The sequence below is a fragment of the Enterobacter cloacae complex sp. IR5458 genome, from assembly GCF_049238025.1.
Taxonomy (GTDB): domain Bacteria; phylum Pseudomonadota; class Gammaproteobacteria; order Enterobacterales; family Enterobacteriaceae; genus Enterobacter; species Enterobacter kobei.
Genome location: NZ_JBMKIF010000067.1, coordinates 1 through 9,809, shown reverse-complemented (window position 1 = coordinate 9,809; position 9,809 = coordinate 1). Strand labels below are relative to the sequence as shown.

Annotated in this window: 9 protein-coding genes and 1 pseudogene; 8 read left to right on the top strand and 2 right to left on the bottom strand. The window is 48.6% G+C overall.

All coding sequences use genetic code 11. The features are described 5' to 3' along the window. Positions 1 to 390 precede the first annotated feature (390 nt). Positions 391 to 726, top strand: coding sequence for a hypothetical protein (locus tag ACOTYN_RS25110; protein WP_332959569.1), 336 nt, complete (start codon positions 391 to 393; stop codon positions 724 to 726). 107 nt (positions 727 to 833) lie between these two features. Here the strand turns inward: ACOTYN_RS25110 and ACOTYN_RS25105 are convergent. Next, positions 834 to 1,981 (bottom strand): IS3 family transposase gene (locus ACOTYN_RS25105; RefSeq protein ID WP_332959571.1). Its coding sequence is split into 2 segments (ribosomal slippage): positions 834 to 1,744 and positions 1,744 to 1,981, totalling 1,149 coding nucleotides; the frame shifts between segments, so codons are not numbered across the junction. A 63-nt stretch (positions 1,982 to 2,044) separates the two neighbouring features. Between ACOTYN_RS25105 and ACOTYN_RS25100 the strand changes: the two are divergent. The 7 genes and pseudogenes from ACOTYN_RS25100 to dctA form a co-directional block, all read left to right on the top strand. Beyond that, positions 2,045 to 2,176, top strand: a pseudogene (locus tag ACOTYN_RS25100) (IS30 family transposase); the annotation flags it as partial. Between the two features lie 159 nt (positions 2,177 to 2,335). Further along, positions 2,336 to 3,256: a LysR family transcriptional regulator gene (locus ACOTYN_RS25095; RefSeq protein WP_332959573.1), complete on the top strand. Its 921-nt coding sequence runs from the start codon at positions 2,336 to 2,338 to the stop codon at positions 3,254 to 3,256. Between the two features lie 193 nt (positions 3,257 to 3,449). After that, the gene (locus ACOTYN_RS25090) at positions 3,450 to 4,637 is read left to right on the top strand and encodes a CaiB/BaiF CoA-transferase family protein (protein WP_332959575.1); all 1,188 of its coding nucleotides are present in this window, start codon (positions 3,450 to 3,452) and stop codon (positions 4,635 to 4,637) included. Then, the gene (locus ACOTYN_RS25085) at positions 4,634 to 5,617 is read left to right on the top strand and encodes a hydroxymethylglutaryl-CoA lyase (RefSeq protein WP_332959577.1); all 984 of its coding nucleotides are present in this window, start codon (positions 4,634 to 4,636) and stop codon (positions 5,615 to 5,617) included. Before ACOTYN_RS25090 ends, ACOTYN_RS25085 begins: the two co-directional genes overlap by 4 nt. Further along, positions 5,614 to 5,997, top strand: coding sequence for a VOC family protein (locus ACOTYN_RS25080; protein ID WP_332959579.1), 384 nt, complete (start codon positions 5,614 to 5,616; stop codon positions 5,995 to 5,997). Before ACOTYN_RS25085 ends, ACOTYN_RS25080 begins: the two co-directional genes overlap by 4 nt. An 11-nt stretch (positions 5,998 to 6,008) precedes the next feature. Further along, positions 6,009 to 6,950 carry a D-2-hydroxyacid dehydrogenase gene (locus ACOTYN_RS25075; RefSeq protein WP_332959581.1) on the top strand — a complete coding sequence of 314 codons (942 nt, stop codon included), beginning with the start codon at positions 6,009 to 6,011 and terminating at the stop codon, positions 6,948 to 6,950. A gap of 70 nt (positions 6,951 to 7,020) precedes the next feature. Beyond that, positions 7,021 to 8,376, top strand: a complete 1,356-nt coding sequence (gene dctA / locus ACOTYN_RS25070; RefSeq protein WP_332959583.1) for a C4-dicarboxylate transporter DctA — start codon at positions 7,021 to 7,023, stop codon at positions 8,374 to 8,376. Positions 8,377 to 8,546: 170 nt separating this feature from the next. Here dctA and ACOTYN_RS25065 read toward each other — a convergent pair whose 3' ends face one another. After that, entirely contained in the window at positions 8,547 to 9,788 is a 1,242-nt protein-coding gene (locus ACOTYN_RS25065) for an IS110 family transposase (protein WP_421634789.1), read from the bottom strand. Between the last annotated feature and the right edge of the window lie 21 nt (positions 9,789 to 9,809).

Genomic DNA, 9,809 nt, shown 5'->3' with positions numbered 1-9,809 from the left:
GCAGCGGGCATCGTTAACTTAAGATACAAAAGCTGTCCGGAAATGGCGGGTCAAGATCATCTGTTCCGATAATTACCAGGTCGCCAATCCTAACAAACTCACCTGAACAGAGAAACATAGGCGACATGACTGGTAACAAAGGTCATCAGTTCCTAGGGGGATTGGGGAGCATGGGGTGAGAATGTTTACTCTCTGAAAATGAATACTTTGCGCGCAACTTTGCTTCATCAAAAGGAGTAAGCCAGTATTTAACAACCTACTAAGATTTCTGCTGCTGGGGAGAGGGGGTTAAAAAACCTAATCAGTTATGATTTATGGTTGTCGTTGTCGTTACATTAGCATTGCATAGTGGTTATACTTCTCCTCTTTTTTTACTAACACAATACCTGAATGTTAAAGAAACTATATTTCGCTCTACCTATCGTTGCTATGGCCGGTGCTGTCGTATTTTGGCTTCAACCTCACTACTCGACAGAAGAGGAAAGCTACTACCGCTCGGTCTTCTGTACCATTGATCATAACGATCAGGAAATGTTCTTGCGTGACATGGAGAAACTTGTGGAAGGAGGAAATTCAGAATATGCGCTCCGTCAGTATCACTATATTCCTGAGCTCGGTGAAAAAATGTTCAATACCTGGAAGAAGCTTAATATCCAGGAAAAAAATGCTTTAAGGGAGGATCCTCAGCAGTGTCTCGCTATCATGAGCGATAGACAACGATTGTAAGTACCGTGTTAACGCCAAGCTGTAATGTTACCTTTGAACCATTCTAAAATGTCCCCAGGCGATTTCTGGGGGAAATTTCATGATCAAAGTGAATCGCCACGGATAATCTAGACACTTCTGAGCCGTTGATAATATAGGTTTTCATATTCAGCCGGTGGCATCTGCTCGCTCGAACCATGCCGACGCTTACTGTTATAAAACATTTCGATATAATCAAAAATACCGCTTCTGGCTTCGTCTCTCGTTCCGTAGATCCTTTTCTTAATCCGTTCGCGTTTCAGTAGCTGGAAAAAGCTTTCCGCAACCGCGTTGTCGTGGCAGTTACCGCGACGACTCATGCTGCCTTCCAGACCGTGTGATTTCAGGAACGACCGCCACTCATGGCTCGTGTACTGACTACCCTGATCAGAGTGAACCAGTACCTGCTTTTGAGGATTACGCCTCCACACCGCCATAAGTAATGCGTTCAGGACAATCTCTTTTGTCATGCGGGGTTGCATTGACCAGCCGATAACTTTTCGGGAGAACAGGTCAACCACCACGGCCAGATACAGCCAGCCTTCGTGGGTTCGGATGTAGGTTATGTCCGATACCCAACGCTCATCCGGTGAGTCCGGATTGAACTGCCGCTGGAGCCTGTTGGGTGTCACGATACTGGCTTCGCCTTTACGTGCTCGTGGGCTACGGTACCCAACCTGAGCTTTTATTCCGGCACGCTTCATCAGCCGCCAGACCCGGTTCACTCCGCACTGCTGTCCGGTATCACGCAGATCGAGATGGATCTTGCGATAACCATAGACGCAGCCAGACTCAAGCCAGAACTGTTTGATTTGCCCGGTCAGCATCTGATCTGTCTGGTGACGCTGCGAATGTGGCTGCTGAAGCCAGAAATAAAATCCACTCGGATGGACATCCAGAACCCGACAAAGCAAACGAACAGGCCAGCAACGGCTGTTGTCGCGGATAAAGGCGTACCTCAGTCGGACAGCTTTGCGAAGTACGCCGCGGCTTTTTTTAATATGTCCCGTTCGTCCGTAACCCGCTTCAACTCTTTCTGAAGACGGCGGATCTCGGCCTGAGCATCTGACTGTTCATTATGAGTGGAAGAATCCGGGCCGTACTTCTTTATCCAGGCGTAAAGACTGTGAGTGGTGATATCGAGACGTGTTGCAACACTGGAAACAGAATGACCACGATCAACAACCTGTTTGACTGCTTCAATTTTAAACTCTTCAGGATAACGCTTACCGCTCATGTGCACCTCTCTTTAAGTCATCTTAAATGACTCTGAGGTGTCTGTTAAACCCGTGGCGATTCAACTGACTTATCGGTTCACAGCCAGCAAAGACTTAACAGTGTTGCCAGACAGCTCAACGAAAGGCCGAGAAAAACGCTAGACTATGAATCACCCGCAGAACGGTTCAATCAATGTGTTGCATCCATCGGTTGAACTCACAGCCAGAAGCGGGCTTTCACTTTTGGCAACCGCGCATAAATCAATTTTGGATTAGAGCGAACCATATTTAGTTAATGACCAGCCCGTCTGGAAGGAGGATGATGATTCTGGTTTAACATTCATTTTTGATCTCGCAACCAGTGAAAAAAACCTATGAACATCAGTCATTTTGATTTAAATACGTTGCGTTTGTTCGTTACTGCAGCGGACTGCAAAAGCCTGACCAGAACGGCTGAAATTTCCAGCATCACGCTTTCTGCGGTCAGCAAGCGTATCACTGAACTTGAGCGTAATGTCAACTGCCAGCTGTTCGTCAGGCAGCCTCGCGGCCTTGAGCTCACGACCGCTGGCTTAGGGCTACTCCGTCATGCCCGGTCCCTGCTGGACAGCGTTAACTCCATGGCCAGCGAACTGAATGACTATGCGCGCGGCGCGATCGGTCACGTTCGCGTCGCGGCGAACGTTTCAGCCGTTATTCAGTTCCTGCCTGAAGATTTGGCCGCCTTCTTTCACTCAAATCCTGGCATCAGAATTTATCTTGAGGAAGCGTTGAGCGATGCGATAGTTGATTCAGTTGACTCTGGCCGCGTGGATATCGGCATCTTTGCAGATAACGTTGACGCGACAGCGCTCAAGACCTTTCCATGGCGCCAGGACAGACTTGTTCTGTTAGTGCCGACAGCTCATCCTCTTGCCCTGAATGATGAAATATGGTTTGACGATACCCTTGCATGGGATTATGTAGCGCTGAATCAGGGAAGCTCACTGCTCAGACGAATAACGGACACGGCTGTTAGCGCAGGCCGTTTGCTGAAGGTCAGCATTCAGGTCACCAGTTTTGATGCAGTGTGTCGCATGATCCAGGCCGGGCTGGGGATAGGTATTTTACCCCTGAAAGCCATCACGCCAGCTCTTCTTGGTTCCACGCTTAAAGCCATCACGCTAAAAGATGACTGGGCGATACGCACGCTGCGCATTGGTATAAATGCCAAAAAAAGTCCGCATCCTGAGGCCAGTAAGCTGTTGGAGTTTTTGATGGACGTCCCAGATTCAGCGTTTACTGAAACACGCTAAGCTTTCTTTATTCAAAAGGAAAATAAAGGGCTGTGATTTTAATTTCAATTTAATCAGTTAGTTATTTTAAATATAAAAACAAATTCTATTTTGACTTTCCATTCAGGAAAGGGTCGCTGAAAAAATGTGAATTCCCATATCCCTCACGTGGAGCAATGCTTTCTCATGTTACGTAAAAGTGAATGGAGGAAGCATGGCTTTACCACTCGAAGGGCTGCGCGTTATTGAAATGGGCCAGCTAATTGCCGGGCCAATGGCTGGCAGGATGCTGGCGGAGTTTGGCGCTGACGTCATAAAGATTGAGCCACCAGGCAAAGGCGATCCTTTACGTAAGTGGCGCATGCTTCATGACGGTACGTCTGTATGGTGGTCTGCGCAGTCACGCAATAAACGTTCGGTCACGCTGGATCTGCGACAGCCTGAAGGTCAGCAAATTGCCCTATCACTGCTCAACACGGCTGATGTACTGATTGAAAACTTCCGTCCCGGAACACTGGAGAAGTGGGGGCTCAGCTGGGAAACCCTACATGCGAATAACCCCGGACTTATTGTTTTAAGTGTTTCAGGTTATGGACAAACGGGTCCTTATCGCGATCGACCTGGCTTTGGCGTGATTGGCGAAGCGATGGGAGGGTTACGTCATCTTTCGGGCGAACCCGGCAGAACGCCGGTGCGCGTCGGCATTTCAATCGGCGACTCTCTGTCTGCCCTACACGGCGTCATCGGCGTTTTACTCGCCCTTCGAAGCAGGGAAACGACCGGTCAGGGACAGCAGATAGACGTGGCGTTGTATGAATCCGTCTTTAACATGATGGAAAGCCTGATCCCTGAATACTCTGTGTTTGATCATATCCGCCAGCCCGCTGGCAGCAGCCTGCCCGGCATCGCGCCGACCAATGCTTACCGCTGTAAAGACGGCAAATACGCGCTGGTAGCCGGAAATGGCGACTCTATTTTTCAGCGTCTGATGCAGATTATTGAGCGTCCGGATCTGGCAGCCGATCCGGCACTGGCACACAATGACGGACGTGTGAAACATGTCGAAATGCTGGATGCAGCGATCGGAGAATGGACCAGTCAGCGCAGCCTGCAGGACGTACTGGCCTCCCTGAATAAAGGCGGCATTCCGGCCGGAAAAATTTACGACGCTGCAGACATCGCTAATGATCCACATTATAAAGCGCGCGACATGCTGTTATCAGCACAGTTACCTGACGGCACGCCGGTTATATTGCCTGGTATCGTTCCTAAACTGCTCTCTACACCCGGCTGCATCAGGCATGCGGCACCAGAACTGGGTCAGCACACGGAAGAGGTGTTGTCAGAACTGGGAATTGATGAAATACAGCGCATGATGCTGAAAGAAAAGGGGGCTGTATGAGTCTACAGCGACAATTCCCGGCTGGCCGCATTTATATGCAGGAAGTCTGTCCACGTGATGGTTTACAGAATGAGGCCGTCTTTGTAGAAACGCGGGACAAAATTGCATTGATCGATCGCCTTAGTCAGTGCGGTTTTTCGAAGGTGGAAGTCACATCATTTACTTCCCCTAAAGCAATACCGACGCTAAAAGATGCTGAAGCAGTGATGTACGGAATTCGTCGAGTGCCCGGCGTTGAATACAGCGTTCTTGTACCGAACCTGCGTGGCGCGGAACGTGCCATGGCCTGCCAGATTGATGAAGCCAATCTGGTCATGTCGGCGAGTGAAAGCCATAACAATACGAATCTGCGCATGAGCAGAGAGGCCTCTTTTTCGCAGCTAAGCCAGGTGATTCACGAGCTGAGTAATACGCCAGTTGCGATTAACGTTTCTCTGTCAGCGGCTTTTGGCTGTCCGTTTGAAGGCGACGTACCGCAAAATACGGTTCTGAATTTTGTAGACCGTTTTGCAAGCTTGGGCGTTCGCGGCGTGACGTTATGTGATACGACAGGAATGGCGTATCCAACCCAGGTTGCCTCACTGAGCCGTGTGGTGAAGCAACACTTCCCGGATTTAGAGATCACTTTACACTTTCATGATACCCGCGGGCTTGCGCTGGCAAACACCGTGGCAGCACTGAGTGAAGGCGTTAATCGCTTTGATTCATCGGCAGGTGGGCTCGGTGGGTGCCCCTACGCCCCGGGCGCGAGCGGCAATGTTTGTACAGAGGATATGGTGCATTTGCTTGAGCTGATGGGTTATCAGACCAACATAGATCTGCCTGCTCTCCTCAGTATATCACGTGATCTTGAGCCACTTATTGGCCATAAAGTTCATGGTGCGATTGTCAAAGCCGGTCAACGCTCTGACTTACATCAGATGCCCGTATCACTCGAACAAAATTTTAAAAGATTAGATAAAACAGGGAGCCCGACATGATTGACCATATTGACCATATTGTAATTACTACGCGGGATGTTAAAGCCTGCATCGATTTTTATACTCGCGTACTTTGCATGAAACTAAACCAGTTTGGTGATAACAGAGTTGCTTTAACCTTCGGTCAGCAAAAAATAAATGTTCATGAATACGGTAAGGAAATAGATCCTAAAGCGCATCTTCCTGTGCCGGGCTCACTTGATATCTGCCTGATCAGTTCTTATCCGGCTGAAAAAATAAAGGAGCACCTAGAGCGATGTGACGTGGCGCTAGTTGAGGGGCCGGTTACCCGCACGGGTGCATGCGGTCCCATTACGTCATTTTACCTTCGTGATCCCGACCTCAATCTCATTGAGATATCACGCTATAAAAACCAGTAACAGGGGGCGGTATGAAAATTGTGACGCTTGATGCGGGGACGTTGCCCGTACAGTTAGAAAAACCCCAGCGCTGTGATGACTGGATTTACCGGGAAAGTACGCGGGAAGAGGATGTCGTCTCTGTCCTGGATAACGCAGAAATTGTCATTACTAACAAAGTACCGTTACGTAAATCCGCGCTGGAAAAACTGCCTTCTCTGCGCTTTATCTGCGTTGCGGCTACAGGCTATGACTGTATCGATACAGACTATTGCCGTAAGCGCGGGATTGTGGTCAGTAATGTTCCTGGTTACTCGACTCGTAGCGTCTCCGAAAGCGTGATTTCTTCTGTCTTTGCCCTGAGGCGCCACCTTGTTGAGTACTGCTGCTCGTCACATACCGAATGGAGTCTTTCCTCACATTTCTGCCTGCATAAATCCCCAATCGGTGACATTCAGGAAGCAACTCTGGGCATTATCGGACGCGGAGATATTGGCTGTGCCGTTGCCCGCCTTGCCAGAGCTATTGGTATCAATGTTTTGTTTGCTGAACGGCCCGGGCAAAATAATGTGCGGGAGGGTTACACGCTATTTGATGATGTTATCTCTCAGAGCGATATCCTGACGCTGCATTGCCCTCTGACCGCTGAAACGCATCAGATCATTAATCAGGATGTGCTGGCACGCATGAAGCCCAGCGCTCTGCTTATCAATACGGCCAGAGGTGCGCTAATTAATGAGGACGACCTGGCCGATGCCCTCACCAGAGGAGAAATAGCTGGCGCAGCGCTGGATGTACTGGCTAAAGAGCCGCCCTCCCCTGAAAATAAGCTTCTTAACGTTCGGCATAAAAACCTGCTGATTACTCCCCATATTGCCTGGGCAAGTCAGACCGGGGTAAATAACCTAATTAAAGGAATTAACTATAATCTGGCTGGTTTCTTTGCAGGTGTAATAAAAAATCGTGTTGTCTGAATAACAAAGGGCGTGCTATGACACGCCTTTTACTGACCCTACAATTGCACCATCACTCCGAGGAATTATTATGTCTCAGAGCATCCGCGCCTCGAAAAAAGATAATGTAAAGTGGTATAAACGCCTTTATATACAAGTCATCATTGCTATTATCATTGGTATAGGAATAGGACATTTCTACCCAAATATTGGCGTGAATTTGAAACCTTTTGGGGATACTTTTATAAAGCTTATCCGACTACTAATCGCGCCTATTATTTTCTGCACAATTGTCAGTGGTATTGCCAGCATGAAAAGTCTGAAGAGTGTCGGTCAGGTAGGCTGGAAATCACTGGTCTACTTTGAGGTGCTGACTACGCTGGCTCTCATTATAGGTTTAATTGGTGTTAACCTGATGGAGCCTGGCAAGGGGATGCATATTAATCCCGCGTCGCTGGACGGAGGAGCTATCGCTTCTTATACCAAAGCAGCGCATGAGCAATCCGTAACCGGTTTTCTGACGCATATTATTCCTGAAACCGTCTTTGGTGCGTTTGCTGAAGGAAATATCCTGCAGGTGCTTTTTATCTCTATCCTGTTTGCTTTTGGGCTTCAGTTGCTTGGTGATACAGGTAAGCCATTGCTTAATTCCATTGATTTGGTCGCAAAAACGTTTTTTCGCATGCTCAAGATTGTGATGTATGTTGCCCCGCTGGGTGCAATGGGCGCCATGGCATTTACCATCGGTAAATATGGTGTGGCATCACTCTCCTCTTACGGTGCCCTTCTGGTATGTTACTACCTGACCGGCCTGTTTTTTGTTTTTATAGTCCTTAACGTAGTGGCTAAGCTTTGTGGGTTCAGCTTATGGCGCTTCCTGCGTTATATTCGTGAAGAGCTGGCGCTTGTACTGGGGACGTCATCGTCAGAATCAGCGCTGCCCCGACTGATGACTAAGCTGGAAAAGCTTGGCTGTGACAAGCCTGTAGTGGGCCTGGTTGTTCCCTCCGGCTACTGTTTTAACCTGGACGGAAGCTGTATCAACATGACGGTACTGGTCGTGTTTATTGCTCAGGCGCTGGATATTCACCTGTCGATATCCCATCAGATTTCCCTGCTGGTTATTCTTTTGCTGACCTCGAAAGGGGCGGCCAGTGTCAGTGGTGGCGCATTTATCACACTTGCTGCCACGCTGGGATCATTGAACAGTGTCCCGGCTGCGGGTCTGGTACTTGTTCTTGGAGTATATCGCTTTATTTCAGAGGGGGGCGCACTCATTAATGTTATTGGCAATGGGATTGCTACTCTTGTTATTTCTCGCTGGAACGGGTCACTTGATATAGCGAAACTCAACAGCGAGCTGGGAAGCTCTGATGCGAAAAAGTCTTTTCAGTCTGATTATATCTCCTCGGTAAGTGCACAAAAATATTATAAAGGAGACAGCTGATCATGTTCAATCAGGCAGAGGTCTGAACCTTGATCTCTGCTTATCATTAGTCTCCTGTTTAGAAGTAATTTTACCGACATTGATTACATGACGCTTTCTCATGTCGCATCAGTTGCGCGGACTCTTTCTATAAATGTCAGCTTCACGCCCTGAGACATTCGACAAGCTTTTTATGGCTTCAGTAAGGGCGACTTTCGCGCTTCCAGAGCCAGCAAATATTTCGCTTCGTCGTACCGGGTTCTGGTCTTCCAGCAGCGATAAATGATCCTTATCCATTTAAATGCCAGAGCCCGGATCGCTGACTGATGAGATTTCCTTTTTTCTCGCTGGCCTTGGTAATAAAGTCTGGCCCAGTACGATGAGTTAACCGTCTTCGCAGTCCATTCCACGAATGTCTGTCGGACGAACTTCGCGCACTGCCAACGCCAGTGTACCCAGGATTTCTGGCCACTTCGTTCTGTCACCGGTGCAATACCCGCGTAATTTTGAATTTCTTCGGCGCTGTTAAACCGATCACGGTTATCACCAAGTGCAGCAAGCATTCGTGGGCCCATACACGGCCCCATGCCCGGAAGTGATTTGAACAGCCCTGCATCTGGCAATGAGTCAAACAGCGTTTCGATTCGTTCGTCATAGGTTTTGATGATTTCACTCACGACTTTAATTTGTGTCGCCAGTGCTGTTGCCATCAAAGCATTAGCCTCTATAACACTCGGATCCGTCGTCAACGGGATGGAATTATCAATACTCACAACACGCTGCTCGGTAAGGGCCATTGCGCGGCCTCCTTTGGCATTGAGAAAGTTGCGGATCGTGTCGTGCCTGGCTCGTTTTAGTTGTTGCAGACTAGGCCATCGCATAATCAGTTCACACAATAGCAAGCTACCCCGATGTGAGAACCACTCCAGGGGCTGAGGATAATACTGTTTAAGCGTGTTGATTAGCCGGTTCACAAAACGGCGTTTATCTTCAACCAGCTGACGACGCTGCTCTACCAGTTGCTGAAGTAAGCGAATATCCGCATTATCGGGTTCAATGGCCTTTATCTTTTGGGGATAGCGCAGCATTAACTCTAATGCCAGCTCAGCATCCAGCGGGTCATCTTTTGCGCCGCTGGGTGAGAAGGCCTGCCGGTAACGAGCCAGGGACAAAGCGTGGACAGGGAAAACGGTGATAAACGGATATTTTTGAAGAGCATACACCACGAGGCCCTTCTTCAGTTCGAGAGCTATAGCGATCCTGCCTTTTACCTTCTGATGTAACTCGGTAAGCCAGACGTCAAGCGCTTCTGCTGTATGTTCAATCACATGGAATACACGTTCACCGTTCTTAAACTTAACACAGACATCGTGTTTTTTATCTGCCCAGTCCAGACTGATGTAGCCCCCTGAAACACCAGACAGTAGCTGTATCTCCAGATAAGAGATAGGCTT